At 42.1% G+C, this 25,943-nt stretch carries 17 protein-coding genes; 4 read left to right on the top strand and 13 right to left on the bottom strand.

Annotation, left to right across the window (positions count from 1 at the left end):
• Positions 1–5: 5 nt before the first annotated feature.
• A complete protein-coding gene (locus L4C37_RS03760; protein WP_429767909.1) occupies positions 6–1,043 on the bottom strand; it encodes a polyamine ABC transporter substrate-binding protein in 1,038 nt (345 codons plus the stop codon).
• A 474-nt stretch (positions 1,044–1,517) separates the two neighbouring features.
• On the opposite strand from L4C37_RS03760, the gene L4C37_RS03755 reads away from it, so the two are divergent.
• On the top strand, positions 1,518–3,203 hold the full coding sequence (locus tag L4C37_RS03755; RefSeq protein ID WP_429767908.1) for a methyl-accepting chemotaxis protein: 1,686 nt from the start codon (positions 1,518–1,520) through the stop codon (positions 3,201–3,203).
• A 98-nt stretch (positions 3,204–3,301) separates the two neighbouring features.
• Here L4C37_RS03755 and L4C37_RS03750 read toward each other — a convergent pair whose 3' ends face one another.
• From L4C37_RS03750 to nirB, 4 genes are all read right to left on the bottom strand, one after another.
• Positions 3,302–5,314 (bottom strand): bifunctional protein-serine/threonine kinase/phosphatase, encoded by a 2,013-nt coding sequence (locus L4C37_RS03750; protein ID WP_429767907.1) that lies wholly within the window; start codon positions 5,312–5,314, stop codon positions 3,302–3,304.
• A gap of 229 nt (positions 5,315–5,543) precedes the next feature.
• The gene (locus tag L4C37_RS03745) at positions 5,544–7,013 is read right to left on the bottom strand and encodes a NarK family nitrate/nitrite MFS transporter (RefSeq protein WP_372266543.1); all 1,470 of its coding nucleotides are present in this window, start codon (positions 7,011–7,013) and stop codon (positions 5,544–5,546) included.
• A gap of 216 nt (positions 7,014–7,229) precedes the next feature.
• A complete protein-coding gene (gene nirD / locus L4C37_RS03740) occupies positions 7,230–7,565 on the bottom strand; it encodes a nitrite reductase small subunit NirD (RefSeq protein ID WP_137373841.1) in 336 nt (111 codons plus the stop codon).
• A gap of 69 nt (positions 7,566–7,634) precedes the next feature.
• Positions 7,635–10,262, bottom strand: a complete 2,628-nt coding sequence (gene nirB / locus L4C37_RS03735) for a nitrite reductase large subunit NirB (RefSeq protein ID WP_429767906.1) — start codon at positions 10,260–10,262, stop codon at positions 7,635–7,637.
• A gap of 467 nt (positions 10,263–10,729) precedes the next feature.
• Here nirB and L4C37_RS03730 point away from each other — a divergent pair, with 467 nt between their 5' ends.
• Positions 10,730–13,375, top strand: a complete 2,646-nt coding sequence (locus L4C37_RS03730) for a molybdopterin oxidoreductase family protein (protein ID WP_429767905.1) — start codon at positions 10,730–10,732, stop codon at positions 13,373–13,375.
• Between the two features lie 155 nt (positions 13,376–13,530).
• Here L4C37_RS03730 and L4C37_RS03725 read toward each other — a convergent pair whose 3' ends face one another.
• The 8 genes from L4C37_RS03725 to L4C37_RS03690 all read right to left on the bottom strand — a co-directional run bounded on the left by L4C37_RS03725 (position 13,531) and on the right by L4C37_RS03690 (position 22,529).
• Positions 13,531–14,532, bottom strand: coding sequence for a substrate-binding domain-containing protein (locus L4C37_RS03725; protein WP_137373844.1), 1,002 nt, complete (start codon positions 14,530–14,532; stop codon positions 13,531–13,533).
• A gap of 223 nt (positions 14,533–14,755) precedes the next feature.
• Positions 14,756–15,679: a ribokinase gene (rbsK, locus tag L4C37_RS03720; protein ID WP_429767904.1), complete on the bottom strand. Its 924-nt coding sequence runs from the start codon at positions 15,677–15,679 to the stop codon at positions 14,756–14,758.
• A gap of 188 nt (positions 15,680–15,867) precedes the next feature.
• Complete coding sequence (gene rbsB, locus L4C37_RS03715; RefSeq protein WP_273296254.1) at positions 15,868–16,746, bottom strand: ribose ABC transporter substrate-binding protein RbsB; 879 nt, start codon at positions 16,744–16,746, stop codon at positions 15,868–15,870.
• 196 nt (positions 16,747–16,942) lie between these two features.
• Complete coding sequence (gene rbsC, locus L4C37_RS03710; protein WP_429767903.1) at positions 16,943–17,935, bottom strand: ribose ABC transporter permease; 993 nt, start codon at positions 17,933–17,935, stop codon at positions 16,943–16,945.
• The gene (gene rbsA / locus L4C37_RS03705) at positions 17,932–19,437 is read right to left on the bottom strand and encodes a ribose ABC transporter ATP-binding protein RbsA (RefSeq protein WP_429767902.1); all 1,506 of its coding nucleotides are present in this window, start codon (positions 19,435–19,437) and stop codon (positions 17,932–17,934) included. The genes rbsC and rbsA overlap by 4 nt, the downstream gene beginning before the upstream one ends.
• A gap of 67 nt (positions 19,438–19,504) precedes the next feature.
• Positions 19,505–19,924 (bottom strand): D-ribose pyranase, encoded by a 420-nt coding sequence (rbsD, locus tag L4C37_RS03700; protein WP_273296258.1) that lies wholly within the window; start codon positions 19,922–19,924, stop codon positions 19,505–19,507.
• A 426-nt stretch (positions 19,925–20,350) separates the two neighbouring features.
• Positions 20,351–21,385, bottom strand: coding sequence for an endonuclease/exonuclease/phosphatase family protein (locus tag L4C37_RS03695; RefSeq protein WP_429768041.1), 1,035 nt, complete (start codon positions 21,383–21,385; stop codon positions 20,351–20,353).
• A 97-nt stretch (positions 21,386–21,482) separates the two neighbouring features.
• Positions 21,483–22,529 (bottom strand): GGDEF domain-containing protein, encoded by a 1,047-nt coding sequence (locus L4C37_RS03690; protein WP_429767901.1) that lies wholly within the window; start codon positions 22,527–22,529, stop codon positions 21,483–21,485.
• A 299-nt stretch (positions 22,530–22,828) separates the two neighbouring features.
• Between L4C37_RS03690 and L4C37_RS03685 the strand changes: the two genes are divergently transcribed.
• Both L4C37_RS03685 and L4C37_RS03680 read left to right on the top strand, forming a co-directional pair.
• Entirely contained in the window at positions 22,829–24,844 is a 2,016-nt protein-coding gene (locus L4C37_RS03685) for an extracellular solute-binding protein (RefSeq protein ID WP_429767900.1), read from the top strand.
• Positions 24,845–24,852: 8 nt separating this feature from the next.
• A complete protein-coding gene (locus L4C37_RS03680) occupies positions 24,853–25,941 on the top strand; it encodes a microcin C ABC transporter permease YejB (protein WP_137373851.1) in 1,089 nt (362 codons plus the stop codon).
• Positions 25,942–25,943: the final 2 nt, after the last annotated feature.

The following is a 25,943-nucleotide window of genomic DNA, read 5'->3' as shown; positions in this document are numbered from 1 at the left end:
GCTCACTACCTTTTGACAGCTTGAATCATCTTCTCGCGAATTAATTGAGCGTCCCCATCTAAAGATTGATAGGGGACACTACGTGACAGAATTTCTGCACTTGGAAATATATTTATATCTTGTCGGTATTCTTGGTTTGTGAGTGGTAAGGCAGCGGTATTCGGCGTTGCGAACCAGATAGACTCAGCGTTTCGAGCTGCTATGTCAGGTTGGTTTAAGTATTTAAGGAACTTAATCGCAGCTGTGTTGATATTGTCCGATTTAGGAACGGCAAAACATTCTGTCCAAATTAACGTCCCTTCTTCAGGTACTACATATTGCCAGTCATTTTGTTCCGTATATTCACCTATGTAGTAATGTTCGCCAGTGAAAGCCAAAGTCATGGACATTTGGCTAGCTGAGCCATAAATAAGCCCATAGCTCTCACCAAATTCATAAGAAAGTACGTGGGGTTTTTGCTGTTGCAGTAATTTATAGGCTGTTTTTAAATCATTTTTACTGGAACTGAAAGGGGGTAAGTTGGAAGCGAGTAGTGCACTTGCTACTCCATCCACTAAATCCTCACTAAATACAACACGTTGGTGATGCTCGCTGGGTGGGTTAAATAGATGCATCCAACTTGTGATAGGCGTTCTGGCAACCGATGCTCTATAGGCAATGCCCATGGTTCCCCATGTATATGGGAGGCCGAACCGCCCACAATCTTTCTGGCGAGACACATCAATCACACTTGATAGCTCATTTGATACATGAGAAAGGTCATACAGTAACCCTTTTTCGCCCATCGATTTTAGAGTCCAGCTGTCGAGTAGGATTAAATCAAATACATAAGCACGCCCACTGTTGATCACTTCATCACGAATAGAATCGCTGTCATAAGTGTCAATAGTAATGGTGTGACCGGTTTGATTCTCGAAATCTTGTATGATTTTCTGATCAATATAGCCTTCCCAGTTGTAGATATTTATTTCATTAGCTGTGGTAACACCACTGGTAAAAATACCGGCGAGTATAATGTTTTGGTATGACTTCTTGATTAGCATTTCGATTTTCATCCTTGAAATCGGTCATGGGTATCTAGTATTCATCACGGAAAATCTGAATTCGAATATTAATGATAAATTTATAAAATATGCCAGTTAATACTGTAGGAGCGTTTATGGTTTCAGTCCAATTAGAACAGGCTTTTATAGAATAAATACTTAGAATCTAGTTATTAAGACTTAGTTCTAGGAGGGATTTGTTAATACTACTTTTGTCAGTAATTTTGTGCGCTTATTTCGGTGACTTAGTTAAGGTTTATTTGAGTTGAGCAGTGTTTACGCAACACATAATTGTTCAAAACGCCTCATTTAAAGAAGGCTAATGCAGTTTTTTTGGTTTGCATCAAGTTTCATTTGATATTGATATTTAGAATGGATTAATAATTAAGCCTATAAATGACCAAGATTTTTTACGGTGTGGTATTCTGCTGTGTAAATAATGTTAGTCATACTTATTATAATAATTGAGGATGTATGAATCGTTTATCAATGAAATTGAAATTTTTACTCGCATCGCTTGTGCCCATGGTTCTCGTGATAACTGTTGCTATGTCTATAGTCCTTAACCTTCAATTGAAATCAGTTGAAGCAGAAGTCAGTCACTACCAAGAGACATTGACAAAGGAAAGACAAAACAACATTAAAGATGCTGCTACTGTCGCTCAAGCTGTGATTGAAGAGATTGTCAGCCGATTAGGTACTGGTGATGAAGCTAGAATTGCGGCTAGACATGCACTTAAAAAAGCGCGTTTTTCTGCTGGTGGCAGTGGTTATTTCTTCATGTTTGATGGAGAAGGCACCTATATTGTCCATAGTTTGAAGCCAAAAGCCGAAGGCACATCTGGACTGGGGCTCGTTGATCCAAATGGCGTGAAAATCACCCAAGGTTTGAGATCAAAAGCTAAACAAGGTGGCGGCTTTATTGAATACGTATATGACAAACCAGGAGCAAGTACTCCACAACCTAAAATTGCGTATTCAGCACCAATATTGGGTAGCTCATGGTTTTTAGGAACTGGTCTATATACGGATGACATTATTCGTGCGACTGAAGAATATCGCTATGCGGCGAACGAGCGGATGCGCACGCAAATGCAGTTTGTACTACTAAGCTCAATTGCGATTCTGTTGATTGTGGCTGCAGTGATGACATATGTGGCGAATAAGGTTACGGCACCTATTCGTAAAATGCTGTCTACCTTTGAAGACATTGCCAGTGGAGAGGGTGACTTAACGCACAGAATTAACGCTCAAGGTGAAGATGAAATTGCCCAACTTGGTCAAGCATTCGATAAGTTCATTAGTAAGTTGCATGGCATTATGTCACAGGTGACTGAGTCAACGGGGCATGTGACTCAGGCGGCGAATACTATTAACCAGCAAACTGAAAACCTAAAAGTGCAGTTACAAACACACAACCACGAAACTGAGCAAGTAGTGACTGCAGTAACGGAAATGAGCTCGACAGCGCATGAAGTGGCTCAAAGTGCCAATCAAGTTTCTACCGCTACGAATGACGCTAATAAAGATGCTCAACAAGCTCAAGAGCGCGTAACCATTTCTATCGGTTCTATTACGTCTTTAGAAGATAACATTGAAAAAACAAGCTCACACATGGGCTCTTTGCATGAGCAATCGAAGAAAATTGATGGTGTTCTGAAAGTGATCGGCGACATTGCTGAACAAACGAACTTACTAGCGTTAAATGCAGCTATTGAAGCAGCGCGAGCTGGTGAGCAAGGGCGTGGCTTTGCAGTGGTTGCCGATGAAGTTCGCAGCTTGGCAAGCCGAACACAAGGCAGTACGCATGAAATAAAAACCATGCTAGATGAGTTGCACCAACTTGTTGAGCAAGCTGTTCAATCGATGAGTGACAGCCAAACCACTTGTGGAAAGGTAGTCAGTTCTTCTTCGGATATTACTGCTGGGTTAGATGCCGTAGGTTCAGCGGTCGAATCAATCAATAGTATGACGGATCACATTGCCACTGCTGCGACTGAACAAAGCTCTGTAACCGAAGAAATAAACCGCAATCTTGTCGCTATTCGTGACATTGTTTCTTCTTTACTCGAAGCAAGCCATGATTCCAGTAATGTGGTCGATGAGCTATCGACAGCTGGGTCTAATCTACAGAACTTGGTAGACCAATTTAAGCTATAAGATACTCGATGAGATAAACAAGCCTCTGATCATGAAAGTGATCAGAGGCTTTTTAATTGGAGATGACTCGTTATAAATAAAGACTCTAGCTATGCAGTTTATTGCAATAACAACAAAAACTCTGCGATGGCGACAAAGCCGAGTAACAAGGCGAGTAACTTCCAAAACTGCAGTGGCTGGCGGTTAATGAACGGGCTGTTTTTTTGTTTTTCAACTAGAGCAGAATTGGGTGAATAGATATCTTCAACAAACTCACTCAATACTTGATACCGAGAGTTAGGGCTAGGGTGACAAGCCTTTTTTAAGGTTAAATCTAACCAAGCTGGAAGATGAGAATGTTTGTTTATAAAGGATATATAGTGCCATTCTTGATGGCGAGCCTTTGCAAGCGATTGAGTGTCCATTTCTTTGTATGGCAATTCTCCTGTCAGCATTTCGTAGCAAATCACGCCGACTGAAAACAAATCGGATTGAATACTGGCTTCGCCAGAGTTTAGGTATTCTGGTGCTATGTAGTTCGCCGCTCCCAAAGGGATTTTTTTTGAATGGTTTCCACTCACTGCATCTTTAAGTTCTAATTCTTGAAGGCTTTTAACTAAAACGGCACCTAAGTCGATCAGTTTTATCTCTCCATTTGGTAATAACATGATGTTCTCAGGCTTTAAATCACGGTGAACCATATCCGCTCGCTGTAAAACACGCACCGCACTGATTACATCACGAATTATTCTTCTTATCTCATCAAGCTTGGCTGCTGTGCGCGGCACAGATTGGTTATCAAACATCCATTGTCTTAGTGTGATGCCCTGAATCGGCTCACATAGCTGATACAAAAATTTAGAGTGGGCTGGGCATGGATACACTTTCATTATTTTGCTGTTATCTAGTTGAGTGCCCGCCCATTGCTCGTTACAAAAGCTTGTGATCGTATCTTGATCTTCACTGTAATGAAGAGAGGGGGTTTTGAAGATGTATTCTTTTTGAGTCTCAATCTCAGTGACTTGATAGACATGGCTGCGCGCACCAGCATGGATGATTTTTGTTACTTTAAACCCATCAATGGTATTACCGATTTTTAAAGCTGGTGGGATAACTCGGGTTCGTAAATTTTCCTGAAATTCAAGGTGTGAAGGCTTAGGCAAATGGGAAACTTCCACCAATAAGCTGGTGATGTTGTCTTTACTATTCTGCGCTAGAGCTTTGTGGCAAAGAGATTGAGCTGCGTTTTCGAAGTGGTCAGCACTTAGTGTGGTTAATGGTTGTGTGGCTAATGGTTGTGTAGCTACTTGAGTCGTTGATGAATCTAGGTTTTGTTGGTTTTTAGCAGAGGCGCTAGCTTCTTGATTACCATTTAAAGATGAGTTCTTCATCTTATTCAATTCGGTAAGAATCTCAGCCTCTAGTAAATAATCGTGAACGCCATCTGTAGTGAGTAGAAAGATATCACCTTGCTGTAACGGTATGGCTTGATAATCAATATCGAGTTTATTATCCATACCAAGAGCACGAGTGAGAAAGTGATTATCACCAAAGCTTTTTCGCTGGTGATCTCTTGTGAGTAAAGTCAGCGTATGACTTCGCTTTTGGTCACTATTCTCCGGATTGGTATTATTTTTTGTAGAAGATTGGTTTTTTGAAGATTGCTCTTGAGGAGATCTATATCGATAAATTCGGCTATCACCTACATGGAAGATATGAGCCGTATTGGATTTGAAGATTACGGCGCTAAATGTCGTCACTAAGCTGTTATGCGATAAGCTTTGTTTGTTACTTGAGTTGAAAAGCCAAGAGTTGAGTGCGGTTAGAACCTTTTGAGCCGATTTTTTTACTGTCCAGCTATTGGGTGTGGCGTAGTAATCCGTGACAAACTGCATCACGCTTGTGTGGCTTGCCTGTTGACCTTGAGAACTGCAACTGACTCCGTCAGCAATACAGGCGATGCTGCCTTTTAGTTCACGTTCAGCAGTTAGTTTGGGGTGCTTAACAATGAGAGCGTCTTGGTTTTCATCCCTTCTACCTTGTAAAGAACACCCACCGTAACGCAGCTCTAATTGATTGCTGGTTTGGCTGGTGTTTAGATCTTGTTCTGGATTTTTAAAAGCTTGATCCATGTCTTCTCTTTCCCTTGATTGCTCCTTCCCTTGGTTGAAGAGTAGAAGCAAGAACAAAAGCTCAGACTGATATTTAGAATAGGCAGGTGATCGAATACCTGTAAATCTAAGTAACAGCAGAGCTTTTGAACGGCAGCCATTCATTATGATTCACTAATAACACTTCGATGCATTAACGTTTCTTAGAACGGTTGCCCCCGATTTAGTTATTGATTGACGCGCACGTTCATTAGTGAGAAACATCAATTAATGTCACGCTACCATCATCGTTCACTTCTGCTATTTTGCCATTTGGTTCTTCCATAAAGATTAGGGTTGCAAAGCCAATCACAGCCGTACCAGCAATAACTAAGAAGAACGTTTGGTATGAAACAAATGAAAGAACGGTAAGGTAAACCACAGCACCTACGTTTCCGTAAGCCCCCGTCATACCCGCAATCTGACCTGTCATACGACGTTTAATCAGAGGTACTGTCGCAAATACCGCCCCTTCACCCGCTTGAACAAAGAAAGAACAACCCATAGCAGTAGCCACTGCTAACCATAAAGGCCAATCACTGCCTACTTGTCCCATTAGGAAGTAACCCACGGCTAGACCGGCAGTAAGGATTAATAGTGTTGGTTTACGACCGAATCTATCTGAAATCCAACCGCCGCCAGGTCTGGACATTAAGTTCATAAATGCATAGGCAGAAGCCACCATACCAGCCATCACTGGGGTTAATTCAAACGTTTCCGAGAAGAACAATGGCAGCATTGAAATAACCGCAAGTTCAGAACCAAATGTTGCAAAGTACAATACATTTAACACGGCAACTTGCTTGAACTTGTACTGGTGCATTTCAGGCACTTCTTCTTTAAATACCTTCTTGTTTACCTTCCATACTTGTGAAACTTCATAAGCATAAAGGGCAATAAGTGTGACATACACGGTATTGACCATGACGTCAGTGATCATGTTGATGCCAGAAGGAGAGAGTTTCCAAGCCAATAGCGCTAAAGCGGCATACATTGGGATCTTCATTATCAGTAGGAAGAAGAAGTCACCTTTAGATGTCACTTCCATTGCGGTCACTTGACTCGGTTTAAAGTAAGTCGCGCCTTTAGGGGTGTCAGTGACATTTTTATAGAAGATAACTGCGAAAACTAAACTCATTAAGCCGGTAAGACCAACGGCATAGCGCCAGCCTTCTTCACCACCAAACATCAGTGCAAGAGTCGGTAGTGTAAAGGCTGCTGCTGCTGAACCAAAGTTACCCCAACCGCCGTAAATGCCTTCAGCCGTACCCAGTTCATTGTGTGGGAACCATTCAGAAACCAAACGGATACCAACAACAAAACCTGCGCCAATGAAACCAAGTAGGAAACGGGCAATAGCGGCTTGAATGAAGGAATCTGCAAATGCAAACATGAAACATGGTATGGAACAGACCGCAAGCAGGGTGGAGTACACCAGTCTTGGTCCATATTTATCGGTGAGCATACCCACCACGACACGCGCAGGAATGGTTAGTGCAACGTTTAAAATGAGTAACGTTTTAATTTGTTCAGTACTTAAGCCTAAAGTGGTTTTAACCATTTGCAAAAGTGGGGCAAAGTTAAACCAAACAACAAACGTGATAAAAAAAGCCATCCAACTGAGGTGTAAAACCTTCATCTTCCCAGTAAATGACAGCAGCGAAAACTTTGTATTATCCATGTAATAAATCCTTTATATATGGAGTGAAAGTGGCTTTTATCGGTCGGGTAACGTTTACCATTAACCTATAATTTTTAATAAAAGCACTTTCATTAAACAATCGTTAGTAAGCGAATTTTGCGTTTAAGAAGAACGCGAATAAATTTGAATCCAGTATTTAAAATCGTGTTTATCAAACTAAAATTGTGTTTACCAAATTTAGTCTGACTGGGCGCGTTAAGCCGCAGGTGATAACACTTGTACTTGCTTTCCTTGTCTTCGAATTTCAAATTTATGCAGCTGGTGGCTTGGTTCTTCTAAGCATTCCCCTGTTTCTAAATGAAAGTGTTGCTTATATAAAGGCGATGCAACATAAGGTTCACCGCTGAGCGAGCCGATGATACCACGCGACATGACATTGGCTTTACCAATCGGGTCGTAATTAGATAAAGCGTAGAGTTTGTCGTTGCGTTTACAATAAAATATAGCAACTTGGTTATCTTCTACTTTGGCGCAAATTCCGGCATTGGGAGTTAAATCATCTGCGCTACAGACTGTTAGCCAATTTCCCATGGCGTTCTCCTTGTCTCATGAGTTTAAAATTGTTTTTAGATGCATCATTGTGGACGTGAAGGACCACCGTTATGACACTTCAGTGATTTCGATTCTTTGAGCTTTTTCTTGCTCTGATCTATTACTCGCATGCTCTGACTTATTGTTTGCAGCCTCGTTGATTGAAGAGCTGGAAAGTGGCATTGGGAAGCGTTGCTCTCTTTCGGTGATAAAACTGACGTTCTCATCCATATCTTCACTATTGATGAAGTGTTGGAATCGCTTCATTTTTTTAGGGTTTTCAATGGTGGTTTTCCATTCGCATTGATATTTAGAGATATTCAGTTCGATATCGGCTTCTAACTCAGCTGCTACACCAAGTTTGTCCTCAATGACCACTTGTTTGAGGTAATCCATACCGCCTTCTAAATTCTCCATCCACACCGAAGTACGTTGTAAGCGATCAGCCGTACGGGTGTAGAACATTAGGATTCGGTCAATGTATTTAAGAAGAGTGGTTTCATCTAAATCAGTAGCAAAAAGATCACCATGACGTGGGCGCATGCCGCCATTACCACAGATGTATAAGTTCCAGCCTTTATCGGTGGCGATAATTCCAAAGTCTTTAGACTGAGCTTCGGCACATTCACGGGTACAGCCTGATACGGCAAATTTGATTTTGTGGGGGGAACGTAGCCCTTTGTATCTATTTTCAAGCCTGATAGCTAAGCCAACACTGTCGTCCACACCATATCGGCACCAAGTGCTGCCCACGCATGATTTAACGGTACGAACGGATTTTCCGTAGGCATGACCCGTTTCAAAACCAGCATCGATAAGAGTTTTCCAAATGACAGGCAATTCGTTGAGTTGAGCACCAAATAAATCAACTCTCTGACCACCAGTTATCTTGGTGTATAAATCGAATTTCTTAGCAACCTCACCTAACACGATGAGTCTATCTGGTGTGATTTCACCGCCAGCAATACGAGGCACTACAGAGTAGGTGCCGTCTTTTTGCATGTTGCCGAGGTAAATGTCGTTAGTGTCTTGAAGCTCTAAATGTTGATCTTCAAGAATGTAATCATTCCAGTATGACGCGAGGATAGATCCAATCGTTGGCTTACACACGGTACAGCCTAAGCCTTGGCCATGAGAGTCCAATAACTCATCAAATGATTTGATCTTATTGACTCGAATAATGTCGGTAAGCTCTTGGCGAGAGTAAGCAAAGTGCTCACAAATATCGTTACAGACTTCTACGCCTAAATTGCTTAACTCGCTATCTAAGACTTGCTTAGCTAAGGCAGAGCAGCCACCACAACCGGTTGAAGCATTCGTCGATTCTTTCAGCGCGGCCATAGTGGTGCAACCTGCAGAAACCGCCTGTTTAATATCGCCTTTGGTTACATCAAAACATGAACAAATGACCGCCGTGTCTGGCAGGGCTTCTACGCCCATTGCGGATCCTGAATCGTCAGCAACATTGGGTAAAATTAATACGGCTGGGTTTTCAGGAAGGGGCATATCATTTTGTTTGGTTTGCAGCAAAGTGCCGTAAGCTTCAGCATCACCAACCAGTACAGCACCGACAATTTTCTTACCATCGGCAGAAATGATTAAACGCTTATACACTTGCTCTATTTCATCATTGTAAGTGTAAGACTGCGCGCCTTCTGTTCGCCCGTGGACTTCCCCGATACTGGCAACATCTACACCTAGCAGTTTGAGTTTGGTACTCATATCTGCGCCAGTAAAGCTCGATTCAGTTTCGCCATTGGTCGCTATATGTGATGCCGCCACTTTTGCCATGGAATAGCCGGGTGCCACCAAACCAAAAATTTTGTTGTCCCAAAGTGCACATTCACCAACCGCATAAACATTATCGATATTGGTTTGGCAATGGTTATTAATCACAATCCCGCCACGTTCACCAATAGTGATGTTTGAGCTGCGTGCCAGCGCATCTTTAGGGCGGATACCAGCAGAAAAGACGATCATATCGGTTTCAAGGTGAGTACCGTCAGCAAAGTTCATTCGGTAGCGGGCAGTGTCACCCGCTATAATTTCTGATGTCGCTTTTTCGGTATGAACTTGAACCCCAAGTCCTTCAATCTTTCTGCGTAGAAGTGCACCGCCTCCATCATCCAATTGAACCGCCATTAAGCGAGGCGCGAATTCAACAACATGCGTTTCTAGCCCTAAGTTCTTAACGGCGTTAGCAGCTTCAAGACCCAGCAAGCCACCACCAATTACCACGCCTGATTTGCTCTGCTTGCTTGATAACTCGATGGCATCTAAATCATCTAAAGTACGGTAGACATGACAATGTTCTTGGTCATTACCGGGAATAGGGGGAACAAATGGGAATGAGCCCGTTGCTAGTACTAGCTTGTCGTAACTTTCAATATGACCACTGTCGGTGATGACTTGGTTATTGTCTGTATCAAGCTGAGTTACTTTGCTGTTGAGTAAGTAGTTAATTCCGTTACTTTGGTAATAACCTTCACTGGCTAGGGCGAGATCATCCGCCCCTTTACCTTCATCAAAGTAAGAAGTGAGTTGTACGCGATCATAAGCTAATCGAGACTCTTCACAGAAAGTGATGATGTCAAATTCATCGGATTTATCTTGAATCAGATTATCGATAAATTTATGTCCGACCATGCCATTTCCAACGACAACAATCTTAGTTTTTCTTGTAGGTGTCTGGCTCATTGCAAATTCCTTTTTATCAACTGGTTCAGATAGGAATGATAAATGAGAGAGTAAATAGAGGTTTTTCTCTTACTTATCGTTCATTCTGAATTTTGTATTTATTCGTCCTTTGTGTTGGTTCAGCAAGGAGGGTGCCAAAGTGATATTTATAAGGTGATTTGTATTTTTAATCCTTACTTAACAATGTCTTATTATATTCCTTTGTTTTTAGTGTACCCCTAAAGTGGTAGGTTTATTTTTAAGTTAATTGATTAAAATGAGCGTTAATGGTGCAGCTTTGCGTAAGTTGGTGCAAATTTAAGGTTATATATCGAGTGGTATGAATTAATCAAAATGATTCATATGATTAATTTCATTATCTTGTTGTTTTAATTGGTTAATTTTTTAATTTTAAACTGGTAATAAAGCTGGCGTGCAAATTGCTGTAGTGTCTTACATACAATTAAGGATAATTGCGTGAGGGATGAATGACGAGTTCACAACAAGAATGGATAAAATCTACCTGTGCTTATTGCGGTGTCGGTTGTGGCATTGAAGCAAGGCCTACCTCTTCAGGGAAATTAGAAATAAGAGGGGATAAACACCATCCTTCAAATTATGGAAAACTTTGTACCAAAGGGGCGGCATTAGGCAATACAGTGACGCCTATTGGGAGAATGCTACAACCGACACTTGTAGCCTCTAGGAGTGGAAAGGCTCCAGAGAATGGAAAAGCCGTTGATTGGGATGAAGCCACCCAACTGATTGCAGATAAATTTGCCGAAACAATTAAAGATCATGGTCCAGATTCCGTCGCGTTTTATGTCTCTGGGCAATTGTTGACAGAAGATTACTATGTCGCGAACAAATTGATGAAGGGTTTCATCGGCAGCGGGAATATCGACAGTAATTCCCGCTTATGTATGGCATCGAGTGTGGTTGGGCATAAACGCGCATTTGGCTCAGACACTGTACCAGTCTGCTATGAAGATCTAGAACAGACCGAGCTTGTCGTGATTACGGGCTCTAACCTCGCGTGGTGTCATCCTGTTTTATTCCAAAGGCTAAGGGCTGCCAAGCAAGCTAATCCAAATTTAAAGGTCATTGTAATTGATCCTCGGGTGACGGAAACCTGTGATATTGCTGACCATCACCTTGCGATTCAATCCGGTTCGGATGTCGCGTTATTTAATGGTCTTTTTTCGTATCTAGAGGAAAAGGATTACTTGGATCAGGACTACATTGATCAATTCACCGAAGGTTTTAACAAAGCAATGAAACCTGCGGCTAAACAAGCCGAAACTCGTGAAGCCACAGAGCAAATTACGGGGCTGACTTCACAAGAGCTAGAATCCTTTTATGAAGCTTTTTCTCGCACGAACAAAGTCATCACGATCTATTCTCAAGGTGTGAACCAATCCAGCCAAGGCTGCGATAAAGTCAATGCCATCATCAACTGCCATTTAGCGACCGGTAAGATAGGTAAGCAGGGAATGGGACCTTTCTCAGTCACCGGACAGCCCAACGCTATGGGCGGAAGAGAAGTTGGCGGCTTAGCGAACACGTTGGCTTCTCACTTTGAATTTGGCGACGCTCAAGCTCACCATTTGATCAGTGACTTTTGGCAAACGGACAATTTAGCCGAGCAAGCAGGGCTTAAAGCCATAGACTTATTTGATGCAATGCATGAAGGAAAGATTAAAGCGGTATGGATAATGGCAACGAACCCAGTTGTGAGTTTGCCTGATAGTGTGAAAGTGAAAGAAGCGTTGGAAAGGTGCCCATTTGTAGTGGTGTCGGATTGTATTGAAGATACTGAAACCACGCGCCTTGCCGATATATTATTACCCGCACAAGGTTGGAGTGAAAAGTCGGGCACTGTGACCAATTCAGAGCGTCGAATCTCTCGTCAAAGGCGTATTCTACCCAGCCCTGGAGAAGCAAAACCTGATTGGTGGATGATAAGCCAAGTTGCGCAAAAGATGGGCTTCTCAAAACAGTTTGATTACTTACATGAAGGTCAGATCTTTAATGAATACTGCCGCATGACCAGCTTAGAGAACCAAGGTGGTAAACAGCGAGATCTCTGTTTGATTGGGTTAACTCAGTTAGATGATCAAGGTTATAGCCGCCTTACCCCCCAGCAGTGGCCAGTGATGCAGTTACAAACGGATTTGGTCAATCAACGGATGTTTACCGATAATCAATTTTTCACCGCGTCTGGAAAAGCTCAGTTCGTGCCCGTTGAGCATCAAGATCCAATCGCGTCAAGATCATCTGAATACCCATTACTCCTGAATACGGGGCGCATTCGAGATCAATGGCATACTATGTCTCGTACTGGGCTTGCGGCTGATTTAGGCGAGCATACCCCTGAACCTTTTGTTGCGGTTCATCCTGATACAGTGAGCCTGTTAGGTTTACATCCAGATGTGTCTAACTTGCCTGATTCTCAACAGATTTTGAATAGTTTGAAACAACCACAAGTGGTGCGAGTGAAAAGTCGGCAAGGTGAATGTCAGGCAAGACTGATGGTGACGAAAGATGTACAGCCAGAACAGGTTTTTATGCCGATACATTGGAATGGCACTACAGCGAAAGACACTAAGCCTTGTGATTTGATTTTACCAAATGTGGATAGCGCATCTGGGCAGCCAGAGTTTAAGCACACACCCATTATTTTAGAAGCGTGTGGGTATAAAAGTGAAGCGGCGTTGATCAGTGAGTCAATTTTAGATTGTGATGAATTTGACTACTGGGTAAGGCAAAGAGTCGAAGGTGGCTTCCTATATAGAATCTCTTCACATAAAAACCCTATGACGTTGGTTATTGACCTTGCGAATAAACTAGACACCCTTTCTACGGACAACTCAAGTCGATCTAAAACACTGCACTTTCACGGAGAAGGAGGAGAGCTAGGAAAAGATCCAATGCAATCTGTAACTGGACGTCATGACTTGCGAGAGAAAAGCTTTGGCACTGCGAAGTTAGCTTCAACGGGTATGCAACAAGCTTTTGTGGTCAGTGGGCAATTGAGCCAGCAGAAAATAGATTGGCTGATTGACTGCTTTAATAAGCCCATAGAAGAAGATTTTGAAAGTGAGTTTTTACAGCAACTTGCTTTTGGTGATTAGGGAGCTGGTACTCTTGGTCATTAGTACTCATCGGCGATGAATTGTCTTGGCGGCGAGTACTTTAAGTTGCGAGTTAAGCCAATAAATAAGGCAACGTGGTGAGCGTTGCCTTGAGTCACAAATGCCATTGTTTTTTGAAATGAGACCGATTGAATTTAAAGCGTTTGTACGCTGTCTCTTACTACTAGCGTAGGTTCAAGCTCGACAACTTGCGGGTAGGCATCTGGTGTTTTAAGTCGGTTGATTAAGGTATCAACAGCCGCTTTCCCTAATCGATGCTTAGGCTGGTGGATAGTCGTTAAAGAGGGAGTCATGAATTTAGATAAGTGAATGTCATCATATCCAATAATAGAAAGATCACTTGGGATATGCAGACCATCTTGATAAGCCGCATTGATCACGCCCATTGCCATCATGTCGTTACATACAAATAGGGCGCTAGGTAATTGACCTTTGCTCTTGAGCTTATGGTAAGAATCAAACCCACCATCACACATGAAATTAGACTCAATAATCCATTGGGGGTTTAGCTCTAGGTTCGCATCCGCCATGGCTTTCTTATAGCCTTCATAACGTAAAGAAGCTTGATTTCGGTGTAAAGGACCGGTGATACAACCAATCTCCGTGTGACCATTGTCTATCAAGTACTTGGTTGCCATATATCCACCTTGGTGCGAATTATCCTGGATCTTATCGCTGGCAAAAAGCATTGGTCCCCAATCCATGACCACTACGGGTAGTTCTGGATAACGTTCAAATACATCTAAATGTTCACCTTCAAGGGTTGAGCACATGAGCATAAGCCCATCAACTCGCTTTTGTAGCAAAGTATCGATGGATGATTTCATGCGTTCGCTGTCACCTTCCGTATTGCATAAAATCAGGTTATAGCCTTTTTCATAGCAGCGACGTTCTACCCCTTTTACCACTTCACCAAAGAATGGGTTGGTAGACGTGGTGACCAGCATGCCTATAGTATTGGTGCGTTTCATTTTTAAGCTACGTGCCAATGCCGATGGTGCATAATTCAGCTCTTTAGCGGCGTTATTGACTCGCTCTGCGATTTCATCACTGACGAACCGAGATTTATTAATCACGTGACTAACGGTAGAAGTCGATACTTTTGCTAACCTGGCGATGTCTTTCATCGTAGCCATATTAAGTCCTTGTGATGATACTGAATGCGCTCAAACTGAATGTACCCAATTGAGAATGTTAAATTTGAGTCGTAGCCGGAAAATGATCTTAAACACAGCACTAAAAGTACAGACTATAAACCCGCGAATAGAACTGTGTTGATTAAAGATAACTACGTTTAGATCTTTCCATGAAACTCATTCTAAAGGAAATACAACAGATTACGTAATATCTTTTATGGGCTTACTGCATTTGCTTCGCAAGAAAAGTGTCGGTTTCTTCTCGGCTAGGAATCGAAGTTTGTGCCCCAAAACGGGTCACTGAAATAGCCGCAGCAGCATGAGCAAACTTGATGGCTTGCTCAATTGACATATTTTCAAGCAAACCCGTTACGAATGCACCATTGAAGGTGTCTCCAGCCGCTGTAGTATCAGTGGCTTCTATACGAAACCCTGGAATAAGTTCACCACGTCCATTTTGGCTTAGCCAAACACCTTTAGCACCTAATGTGATCATCACAATTTCAATACCTTTCAAATGCAATGCTTCTGAAGCTTTCTGAGCACTTTGGTCATCTGTGACTGTGATACCTGTTAGTACTTCAGCTTCCGTTTCATTTGGGGTGATCACATCAATACACGCCAGTAATTCATCTGATAAAGGGCGGGCAGGGGCGGGGTTTAACACAACATTCGTTCTGTTTTCTTTTGCTACTTTAGCTGCATACTCGATGCCTTCAATTGGTGTTTCAAGCTGAGTTAATAAGTATTTTGCATCACGTATTTTTTGTAAGTGTGGTTCAATTTGTTCACACGTTAATTTGTCGTTGGCTTCAGCTGATAAACAAATGCTGTTTTCACCCGAAGCGGAAACTTGGATCATCGCGATGCCTGTTGGGGTTTTATCGGCAATGATCACGCCATCTGTATTGATGCCATCTTGTGCAAATGCTTGGCGAATATTAAGACCAAATGCATCGTCACCTACGCATGAAATGAAGCCGATATCTGCTTTTAAACGAGCAGCAGCAACCGCTTGGTTTGCGCCTTTCCCACCTGGAATTACTTGATAGTTACCGCCCACTAAAGTTTCACCAGGGCGAGGGAATGAAGGAACTTGCAAAACATGGTCAGCGTTTACGCTACCTAAAACAATCAGTTGAGTCATGATACGAGCCTTATGATATATCGTATTTGAAAATGCATGGCTGTTGCTCCTCTCATTAGATATTGGATGAGAAACAGCGATGCACTATCTGAATTTTTAATTTTAAGCTTAGAGTTAATAAGCTTAGAGTTAATGAGCAGGGAGGTATTGGACTCCCTGCTTAATTAGATTTTCAGCGCTAAACAGGATTACTGAGCGATGATTTTTAAAGGAACTGGTACGTAAGCTTCAACGGTTTCGCCTTTCAGCACTTTGTCAGCCATTTCAATACCAAGTGAACCAATTAGGTCTGGTTGTTGAGCAACAGTTGCAGCTAACTTGCCACGGTTAACAGCAGCAATGCCATCGTCAGTACCATCAAACCCAACAATCATCACGTCTTTGCCTGAAGCTTGAACGGCGCGAAGTGCTCCCAATGCCATTTCATCATTTTGTGCGAATACGGCTTGCACATCAGGATTAGCTGCTAATAAATTTTCCATTACGTTCAGACCTTTAGTACGGTCGAAATCGGCAGGTTGGCTTGCTAATAATTCAAGGTCACTACCGTTTACCGTGTTCATGAAGCCTTCACCACGCTCACGTGCAGCAGAAGTACCCGCGATGCCTTCAAGTTGAATTACTTTTGCTTTTTCACCTACTTTTTCCATGATGAAGTGCCCTGCCATTTCACCACCGATCACGTTATCAGAAGCAATGTGGCTCACTACATCACCACGGCTTGCACCACGGTCCAGCGTTAGTACTGGTATGTTTGAGCGGTTTGCCATACGAATGGCATTAGAAACAGCATCTGAATCCGTTGGGTTGATCAGAATGGCTTTCACGCCTCGAATCGTCAAATCTTCGATGTTTGATAGCTCTTTGCTTGGATCATTCTGTGAATCAAGAACGATTAGCTTGTAACCTAGCTCTTCCGCTTTTGCTTCTGCGCCATCTTTCATCGTTACAAAGAATGGGTTGTTTAGAGTGGATAGTACGATTGCCATTGTATCTTGAGCCTGTGCAGACACAGATACAGAAGTTGAAAGTACAGCAGCAGAAATAAGAGTCGCTAATTTTTTCATCGTTATAGTCCTTTGTGTAGGGGGCGAGCTAGGGCTGGTTCAAGTGTGCTAATACTTTAGTTCAAGTATTTTAAGGGTTAGTTAAAACGCTCTACTGGTTAGCCCAAATGTTCTAGCACCTAGCTCTGATGTCATATTATTAGTAGTACAGTTATCAAATAGTTATGTGTTTCTTATAATTATTCAGTGTTATCAGTTACTTGTTTTTGTTGTCCACTAATACCGCCAGAAGAATAACCACTGCTTTGGCAATCATTTGGTAGTACGAAGATACGTCTAATAGGTTTAGGGCGTTGTTTAAGAAGCCGATAATCAAAGCGCCGACTAAAGTGCCCATAATTCGACCACGGCCGCCGGCTAAGCTTGTACCGCCTAAAACCACCGCTGCTATCGCATCAAGTTCATAGCCCATACCAGCTGTTGGTTGTGCTGAAGAAAGACGTGACGCGACGATAATGCCAGCGACGGCTGCCAACAGACCACAGATTGCATAGACACCGATTTTAACTTTATCGACATCGATACCAGAAAGGCGTGCAGCAGATTCATTGCCGCCTAGGGCATAAACATAGCGACCGAAGCGAGTGTGGTTAAGCAAGTACCAAACCGCTGCAAACACAACCACCATAATCCATACTGGAACAGGGATGCCCAAAGCGTAACCAGTACCAAACCAAGCAAACGCATCCGCAGTGTCAGTAAAGCCAGTAGAAATAGGGCGACCATCGGTGTAAACCATAGTGACACCGCGTAGCAGAGTCATGGTAACGAGAGTTGCAATGAATGCTTGGACTTTGCCTTTCGCAATAATCACACCGCTGATAGCGCCTAAAGCAGCACCTGCAACAAGCGCGGTCGGTACTGCAATCAATACCGGAATTTCCATAGCAATTAAACTAGCGGCAAATGCACCACATAAAGCAAGGACAGAACCAACACTTAAATCAATGCCAGCCGTTAAAATGACCAGCGTCATACCAACTGCAATAATGGCGTTGATAGAGGTTTGGCGTAGGATGTTAAGAATATTGTCGACTGTGAAAAAGTTAGGGTTTAAGAAAGAAACGACAACAATTAAAAAGATCAAAGCAATCAATGATTTTTGATCGATCAGCCATTCTTTGCTGATCAGCGGCTTTTTCTTTGGTACTTCAGTTTCAGTTGTTTTGCTCATGGTTTTAGTACTCATGCTGCATCCTTATTGATCTTTTTACCGACCGCACACGCCAGTAGTAATTCTTGGTTCGCATCTTTAGCGTCAAACTCACCGCTAATTTTGCCTTCATGCATCACCATGATGCGGTCACTCATCCCTAACACTTCAGGCATTTCAGAAGAGACTAAAATAATGCTCATGCCTTCCGCTTTAAATTTATTGATGAGTTGATAAATTTCTTTCTTTGCACCTACATCGACACCGCGAGTTGGCTCGTCGAGGATAAGTACTTTAGGTTTGGTCATTAACCCTTTGGCAATCGCCACTTTTTGCTGATTACCGCCGGAAAGGTTGCCAATGATTTGTTCACGAGTCGGGGTTTTGATATTGAATAACTTAATGAAATCATCCACAGCAATGACTTCATCAGTATGCTGGATTTTTCCATTGATGGTTAACTGGTCTAAAGCGCACAGTGACATGTTGTCTTTAACCGATAGTCCTAAAACCAACCCGTCGCCTTTACGGTCTTCAGAGATATAAGCAATGCCATTGGCAAGACCATCTTTAGGAGAGGCTGGGTTAATGGTCTTATTATCTAAATTAATGACACCGCGTTCACTTGGTAAAGCGCCATAAATCACTTTCATTAGCTCAGTTCGACCTGCACCCATAAGACCAGAAACACCTAATATCTCTCCGCGTTTAAGAGTAAAGCTCACGTCATCTACGCCTGAACCTGTTAGCCCTATCACTTCAAGGCAAGTCTCACCAAATTGCACATCGATTCGAGGGTATTGCTCATCTAGTTTACGACCTACCATCATTTCGATTAGGCCATCTTCATCGGTGTCTTTTACTTCACATTGACCAATGAATTTTCCGTCACGAAGCACAGTAATATCGTCACAAATTTCAAAGATTTCTTTTAAGCGATGAGAGATGTAAACAATGCCGCAGCCTTCAGCGCGAAGTTCATGGATCACCTTAAACAGCGATTCGGTTTCTGTGTCGGTTAGGGCATCCGTTGGTTCATCCATAATGATGACCTTAGATTGAAACGACAGCGCTTTGGCAATCTCAACCATTTGCTGCTCACCAAGGCTAAGTTGCCCTAAAGGAGTTTTAGAACTGTGGTTTACGTTTAAACGCTTTAGTAATTTATCGGCCTCTTGGTACATTTCATTCCAAAGAATACGACCCATGGTTCCGGTAATTTCACGTCCTAGGAAGATGTTTTCAGCAATCGTCAGCTCCGGAATTAAGTTTAACTCTTGGTGGATAATGCTGATTCCCGCTTCTTGTGAGTCACGAGGTCCTTTAAATGCGGCTGGCTGACCTTGATAAGCAATGCTGCCCGCATCTAGGTGATAAATACCCGTGAGCACTTTCATTAACGTCGATTTACCAGCACCGTTTTCACCCATTAGCGCCATTACGCGTCCTGGATAAACATTGAGGCTAGCTTTGTCTAAGGCTTTCACACCAGGGAATGCTTTCTCAATAGCGCTAAGTTCTAAAATGGCTTGAGTCATCTTGGTTCCTTACTCGGGGCCAGAATAATTAAAATAAAGTTAGAGTGAATTACGTCAAAGTACGTGGTTAAAAGGTCACCCCAGCTTGAAAAATAACGTTCGCATAAGGTGTACATTCACCAGTCCGGATCACCGCTCGGCTGTCATTGGTACGTTCCTTAAAAGCCTCATGGCTGATGTAAGTGACAGCGATAGTTTTTCCACAGCGCGCTTCTTCAGCTTTAAGCTGCTCGATAAGAACGGCGTGATGCTCCGGGCTCACTGTTACGAATTCGTCGGCGATAACCACACCTTGAATTTGTGATTCATCGAGCATCGTTTGTACCGTTTGCTGAAAACTCGGTACTCCGTGAGTTAATGCTAGATCAATACGTCGTACATGGTTAGGGATAGGTAAACCCGCATCGCAGATAGTGATCTCATCAGTGTGGCCAAGCGTTGCCACAAGGTATGAAAGGTCTGAATTAATTAGAGTACTTTTTTTCATATTGCTACCTACTTAAAGAACGCTGTGGGTATGAGAGAAGCTCAAATAAAACCCATCGAAACGTTTCGATAGTGATAATAGTGTTTCATTTATCAATTGCACTTCTCTGTTTTAAATTGTGTGATAACGATCATCGAAACGTTTCGATGGCGTGTTTTTTGGTGATGAAGCTCACGCGATTAACGTCATCAAAACCGTATTTGTAAGGGAACATCCTTGAAGATGAAGATGAAGATGAAGATGAAGATGAAGATGAAGATGAAGAAATAGAAGCAGGCAGGCAAGAGTGTTGCCTAGTGAATATTTATAAGGGAGTGGGGAGAAGTGACATTCAGCGAAATGCCACTTAATGGCTGAGTCGTAGTTATCGAAAATAGGATTAGGGTTATCTTCGATAGATTTGAGGTAATCAAAGGCTGCGTGAGGTTATTCTCGAATACGAACTGTCACCGACACTAAAGCGTGATCGGTACTAAATTGGTCAACCTCAAAGCTTGGATTAACGATGTGTTTGTCTGTGACGGTGAATCCGTGGACTTCCATTAAGCTGGATGAATTTTGGCAATCGAACTCATTCGAAAGTAAAATATAATCCAAAACAGAGCCTGTCGCTCCGTAGTAATGCGTAGGCTTTCGATGTTCTAATAAATCTTCTTGGTGAAGCTGGTGGTAGAGATCCCAACTGTCTCGTAATCGAAAGTGAGATAACCAGTTCTTACTAGCTTCATCACGATTCAACATGTAAGACAACAGCCCATTGAATTCATCATGGAAAATCGGTTTGTTAAAATCGCCCATAACCATAATGGGTTGATCAGATTGAAGGCGTTGCTGAGAAATGTACTTGTGCAGCAGGTTACTCTCAAAACCTCTTTGCACTGTAGAAAGCCACCTGCCCAGTTGTTCGGTATGTAATTGGTTTAAAGAATCACTACTTGGCTCTTTATTCTTATCAGTATCAGTATCAGTATCAGTATGGGGTTCAGAAGGTCTTTGCGACTTAAAGTGCACCACATAACAATCGGTCGCGCCTAAGTGAGGCAGATCAATCGTGGCGTGTACTGGTGTGCGATTAAAAGAAAAATCACTGGCTGCATTGAAACTCTTGAGCAAATCAAGGTTGGGGGTGACTGGGCGAACTTGAATTATTGGATAGCGTGAAGCAATGGCTACGACAGGAGAGGTATACAAATAATCACTTTCTACATGAGGGGAATCAACAACCTCGAAATATGGGTAGCCAAGTGTTTGTAAAAGTGACGCTAACGAATCTGGGCTGAACACTTCTTGAAAGCCAATCACATCACTATCGAGTGTTTGTATCGCGTTTGAAAACCAATTTTGTTTTTGCTGCCACTCGTCCTGACTGTAGATGTTTTCAAAATCGTAGTACGCATTTGGTGGCTCAAGGTAATTGAGCATGTTGATGGTAGTAAAAGTCAGAGTCGAAGGTAATTTCAAGTTAAGCTCAATATGATGATTTTTCATGATTATGGCTTGGTTTCTCGGTTTAATAAACGCAAAACCATAAAAACTTATCTTTAGATTTTCTTGAATCCTATTTGATCAGTCGTAGAACATTATTAGTGGTTTTCTTTGTACCTAAGCTGAATTCATGATTATCGGTGATCAGTGAGCGCTCTTTCGCGTACTTCAAATGTGTTTCCGCGCAGCAAAGCAATTGTTCAAGCGTAATATCACCTTGAGGTGAGTAAGCACACGCCCCAATTCTTAAAGTCGTTTGAGTTTCTACGGTTTCTTCAAATCTTTGGATAATACGTTCGCAAATAACCGGTATATTTTTTATTGGCGCGCAGGGCAATAAAATAAAAAACTCACCACCATCACGTGCGATGGTTTCAGTTTTGCGTAACTGTTCTGCACAAATATTGGTAAATTGCTGCAAAACTGCATTACCGACTTCATAGCCAAGCCGGTCATTGATTTTTGCCAATGCATGGAAATCTATATGCAAAATAGTCAGTGAATCATTTGAACGGTCGCAAAGTGCAATAGTTCGATCTAATTCATCAATAAATGCGGGTTTGTTGTAAACCCCTGTCAGTTCGTCCCTCAAAGGCTGTGCTTTGAAGTGGCTATTTCCGTTAAGCTGATGCAGGTAATGGAACATTTCAGAGAGGAGTTGAGTCTCCAACAAAACTCGTTTATTCCACGCAGCAAGGGTCGGTGTTGGGTCTAGGTTGTCTTCCACCAAAGACAAATGTAGGCGCTCAGCTATGTGTGAGTAGGTGTTATGCAAACAAAGAGTAAGGTCAATAACCGATATTTCGTGAGTAACTAAAAATTGGCTGATGTCGGCACGAGTGTATAAGTAATCAATATTAAAATTGAGTGTACAGAGCGTGTTGAGCAGACGGCTGACGAGTACGTTTAGCTCTCCTTTAACTCTTTTGAACATGACTTTACTTACCGTTAAGGAAGTTAGCTTTTCTACGGTGTGTTCTGCTAGGTCTATTGTGCTTAAAGAGAGCAAATTTAAACGCTGTTCAAGTATGGATAAATCTTCATCAGTCAGTTGAATCAAAGACTGACGACGCACCATTTCAGTTTCATTTATCGCCATCTCCAGTAGTCGTGTTTTCATCTATCCAGCCCTGAGAACAATAGAGTTATTTAATAAGATATTATACGGATAATAATGAGTAAAGTGAGTTTATTCTATGCATAAATTGGCGTGATGGTTTGGCATTTAAATAGTATGAAGTGAATAGCTTGGTATTTTGATGTGGAAAAACAGAGGAATATGATGAGTTTTTTATTAGTTATTACATGATGTTATATTTTTCTCTATACTAGTTTTAATGGTATTAGTACGACATTAGATATCAAAGGCTTTCAGCTAATGGAGCTGCCAGCACTTGAGACATTTGAAGGGAGAGTCAAATGGGTAAAGGTTTTCAAAGTAAGTCACTTCACAATGTTCAGGGAGGTGGAGCGACTATTCACCAAGCAATTGTTGAAAAGTCATCCGCTTGTAAAGCATCCAGCCATAACATTGCTTTCAATAAAGACCTCGGCAATCAAAAAACCTTTAAGAGAAAATTGGTTAATAGCTTTTCAGTGCTTGGAGTAGCGGCAACATTTTCTATAGCCTGTTTTTCTATAAGCGGTGCGAATGCAGCAGAGGCTAAAGTAATTGAAAAAACTAAAGTAATTGAAACCACACAACTTGTAGGTTTTGGTAAAGCAAAGTACCCAGAAGATTTCACTCACTTTGATTACGTGAACCCCAATGCCCCTAAATTTGGCAAAGTAACCTATGGGGAAACCGGTACTTTCGATAGCTTTAACCGTTTTGGTTCTCGTGGACTTGCGGCGAAATACACAGGAGAGCTTTACGACACGTTGATGTTCTCTCCAAGTGATGAAATAGATGCTTACTACCCGCTTATTGCTTCCAAAGTTCGTTATGCTGATGACTTTTCTTGGCTAGAAATTGATATAAACCCTAAAGCCCGCTTCCAAGACGGGGTGCCTATTACCGCTCATGATGTCGCGTTCACCTTCGACAAGTTCTCAACCGAAGGCGTGCCTCAATACCGTGTTTACTACAAAGATATCAAATCAGTTACTGCTATTTCCGATTTAATAGTCCGTGTTGAAATGGCGACACCCAATAGAGAGAAGCTGTTTAGCTTTGCGCAAGGTACCCGTGTACTACCCAAACACTATTGGCAAGATAGAAAGTTAAGTGATCCATTAAGTGAACCGCCAGTTGGTAGTGGTCCTTATAAAGTGATTGATTATAAATCAGGGCAAAGTGTTACTTACGGTCTATTGGAAGATTACTGGGCGGCAAACCTACCGGTGAATGTGGGGCGCAATAACTTCAAACAAGTGCAATACGACTATTACCGTGATGACACCGTTATGCTTGAAGCCTTCAAAGCAGGTGAATACGATTTGCGTGTTGAGAACACTGCCAAGTTTTGGGCAACGTCATATACAGGCACAAATTTCGATAAGGGTTACATTACCAAAGAAGAGTTAAACCATGAAAAGCCTGAAACGTCACAAGGCTTTATTTTCAATAGTCAAATTGCCACTTTCTCAGATCCTAAAGTCCGTGAAGCATTAACCTATGCGATGGATTTTGAATGGATGAATCGCAACCTTTTCTATAGTCAGTATCAACGTACTCGCAGCTACTTTCAAAATACCGAGTATGAAGCGAAAGGTTTACCTTCAGAAGCTGAAATAGCGTTGTTGACTCCGTTTAAAGATCAGATTGATCCTCGCGTATTTACTCAAGAGTTTAAGCCGCCCGTCACTGATGGAAGTGGCCGAATTCGTAGTCAAATGCGCACCGCGTTTAAATTGCTTAAGGAAGCGGGGTGGGAGCTAAAAAATAAGGTGATGACCAACAAAGAGACTGGTCAGCCTTTAGCTTTTGAACTCCTGATTTATAGCCCAACATCTGAGCGTATCGCGATACCTATGCAGAAAAATTTAAAGCGTATGGGAATTGAAATGAAGATACGTACTGTGGATACCACTCAATATATTAAACGGCTAAGAGACCGTGATTTTGACATGGTGTCATCATCTTATTCCGCAAACCCTTACCCGAATCCGAACTTATTGATTGCTTGGAATTCGAACTATATTGACTCTACGTTTAATACCGCAGGGGTAATTGACCCAGTCGTTGATGCTTTAACTGAGCAAATTGCTAAAAGCCAAAGTGACTCTGAAAAGTTGAGTGCTTTAGGTCCTGCTTTTGATCGGGTTCTACAGTGGAACTTTTACCTTATTCCTCAATGGTACTCTGGGAAATACCGCGTAGCCATGTGGGATAAATTCGAACGTCCAAGTACTCTACCTAAATACGATTTAGGGGTAGATACATGGTGGGTATCGGAAGAAAAAGCGGCTTTATTACCTGAAAAACGTCGTTAGGAGCTGTAATGGCCGCGTATATATTCAGACGTCTACTGCTTGTTATTCCAACGTTGTGGGCGATCATCACCATTAACTTTTTTATTATCCAAATTGCCCCTGGCGGACCGGTTGAACAAGCCGTTGCGCAATTAGAGGGACATAATTCAGGGATAATGGAACGTTTTTCTGGTGGCGGTCAAGAAGTCGATTTAGGCAACAGCGAACAAGCATCGGCTAGTGGTTATAAAGGCTCAAGAGGGTTAGACCCAGAAGTGGTCGAAGAAATCAGAAAGCAATTTGGTTTCGATAAGCCCATACATGAACGTTACTTTGACATGCTAAAAAATTACGCCATGTTTAATTTTGGCGAGAGCCTGTTTAAAGGTGGTGATGTCATTGATTTGATTGTAGATAGGCTTCCCGTCTCCATCTCACTAGGGTTATGGAGCACTTTGATCATCTATTTGATCTCTATTCCTTTGGGAATATTTAAAGCTATCCACCATGGGTCACGCTTTGATATTTGGTCTAGTGCAGTTGTCATCATTGGTTACGCTATTCCGGGTTTCTTATTCGCGATTATTTTGATCATCTTATTTGCCAGCGGTAATTACTTTAATTGGTTCCCACTGCGCGGTTTAGTGTCGAGTAATTTTGAACAGCTTAACTGGTACCAGCAAATCATCGATTACTTTTGGCACTTAACGCTACCTATTTTTGCGATGGTTATCGGCGGCTTTGCAACGCTGAGTATGCTAACTAAAAACTCATTCTTAGATGAAATAAACAAGCAGTACGTTGTGACAGCAAGAGCAAAAGGGCTTGATGAAAGTAGCATCTTGTATAAACACGTATTTCGTAATGCGATGCTCATTATTATTGCGGGCTTCCCAAGTGCATTTATCAGCATCTTCTTCACAGGCTCAATGTTAATTGAAGTGATGTTTTCTTTAGAAGGCATAGGGCTGCTTGGTTTTGAATCCACCATTCAACGTGATTATCCTGTGGTGTTTAGTTCATTGTATATCATGACGCTTCTAGGTTTAGTTCTGAGTATTATTTCCGATTTAACCTACACGTGGGTTGACCCTCGAATTGACTTTGAGGCGAGATAACC

This window comes from Vibrio kagoshimensis (assembly GCF_050337535.1).
Classification (GTDB): Bacteria; Pseudomonadota; Gammaproteobacteria; order Enterobacterales; family Vibrionaceae; genus Vibrio; species Vibrio gallaecicus.
The sequence above is the reverse complement of the archived record's forward strand: the minus strand, read 5'-3'. Positions and strand labels throughout refer to the sequence as shown.

Bases quoted from the DNA above. Each gene is read 5' to 3' on its own strand.
- L4C37_RS03760 (WP_429767909.1), bottom strand. From the start codon at position 1,043: ATGCTAATCAAGAAGTCATACCAAAACATTATACTCGCCGGTATTTTT.
- L4C37_RS03755 (WP_429767908.1), top strand. From the start codon at position 1,518: ATGAATCGTTTATCAATGAAATTGAAATTTTTACTCGCATCGCTTGTG.
- L4C37_RS03750 (WP_429767907.1), bottom strand. From the start codon at position 5,314: ATGGATCAAGCTTTTAAAAATCCAGAACAAGATCTAAACACCAGCCAA.
- L4C37_RS03745 (WP_372266543.1), bottom strand. From the start codon at position 7,013: ATGGATAATACAAAGTTTTCGCTGCTGTCATTTACTGGGAAGATGAAG.
- nirD (WP_137373841.1), bottom strand. From the start codon at position 7,565: ATGGGAAATTGGCTAACAGTCTGTAGCGCAGATGATTTAACTCCCAAT.
- nirB (WP_429767906.1), bottom strand. From the start codon at position 10,262: ATGAGCCAGACACCTACAAGAAAAACTAAGATTGTTGTCGTTGGAAAT.
- L4C37_RS03730 (WP_429767905.1), top strand. From the start codon at position 10,730: ATGACGAGTTCACAACAAGAATGGATAAAATCTACCTGTGCTTATTGC.
- L4C37_RS03725 (WP_137373844.1), bottom strand. From the start codon at position 14,532: ATGGCTACGATGAAAGACATCGCCAGGTTAGCAAAAGTATCGACTTCT.
- rbsK (WP_429767904.1), bottom strand. From the start codon at position 15,679: ATGACTCAACTGATTGTTTTAGGTAGCGTAAACGCTGACCATGTTTTG.
- rbsB (WP_273296254.1), bottom strand. From the start codon at position 16,746: ATGAAAAAATTAGCGACTCTTATTTCTGCTGCTGTACTTTCAACTTCT.
- rbsC (WP_429767903.1), bottom strand. From the start codon at position 17,935: ATGAGTACTAAAACCATGAGCAAAACAACTGAAACTGAAGTACCAAAG.
- rbsA (WP_429767902.1), bottom strand. From the start codon at position 19,437: ATGACTCAAGCCATTTTAGAACTTAGCGCTATTGAGAAAGCATTCCCT.
- rbsD (WP_273296258.1), bottom strand. From the start codon at position 19,924: ATGAAAAAAAGTACTCTAATTAATTCAGACCTTTCATACCTTGTGGCA.
- L4C37_RS03690 (WP_429767901.1), bottom strand. From the start codon at position 22,529: ATGAAAACACGACTACTGGAGATGGCGATAAATGAAACTGAAATGGTG.
- L4C37_RS03685 (WP_429767900.1), top strand. From the start codon at position 22,829: ATGGGTAAAGGTTTTCAAAGTAAGTCACTTCACAATGTTCAGGGAGGT.
- L4C37_RS03680 (WP_137373851.1), top strand. From the start codon at position 24,853: ATGGCCGCGTATATATTCAGACGTCTACTGCTTGTTATTCCAACGTTG.